Raw genomic sequence first — 406 nt, 5'->3', positions numbered from 1 at the left:
AAACTGGCGGGCGCCGATCTGGCGACCGTGCTGCCGGATGCCGGCATCAGCGGCATCGGCGATTTCTCGACGGCGCTGTCAAGCAGCGGCAAATCGGTCGAAGGGATGGTGGCCGCCTTGTCCGGCTCCGGCACGGCGGCGTTGAAGGGCGTGAAAGTTGCTGGCGTCAATCCAGATGCGTTCAGTGCATTCCTCGCCAAGGCGGATGCGATCGGGCGCGATATCGATACGGCCAAGACCGCCGGCTTTGCGCCCGACATCGCCGCTGACGGCAGCTTTGCCGCTGGCGATGCCGACATAGCTTTCACGGTTGCCGGCGGCACGCTGCGGGCGCCACCGGTCAGCCTGGAAAATCCGGCGGCGACCTTGTCCGCCGACGTCACGGCGGATCTCAAAGCGGCCAAGG

General features: G+C 66.5%; 1 protein-coding gene. It reads left to right on the top strand.

From position 1 onward, the window contains the following. Window positions 1-406, top strand: a 406-nt coding sequence (locus tag EN984_RS37460) for an AsmA-like C-terminal region-containing protein (protein WP_164766064.1), incomplete at both ends; no start/stop codon positions are given.

Origin of the sequence: Mesorhizobium sp. M7A.F.Ca.CA.004.12.1.1, from assembly GCF_003997835.1 — a bacterium.
In the GTDB taxonomy this organism is placed as follows: Bacteria; Pseudomonadota; Alphaproteobacteria; order Rhizobiales; family Rhizobiaceae; genus Mesorhizobium.
The sequence above is the reverse complement of the archived record's forward strand: the minus strand, read 5'-3'. Positions and strand labels throughout refer to the sequence as shown.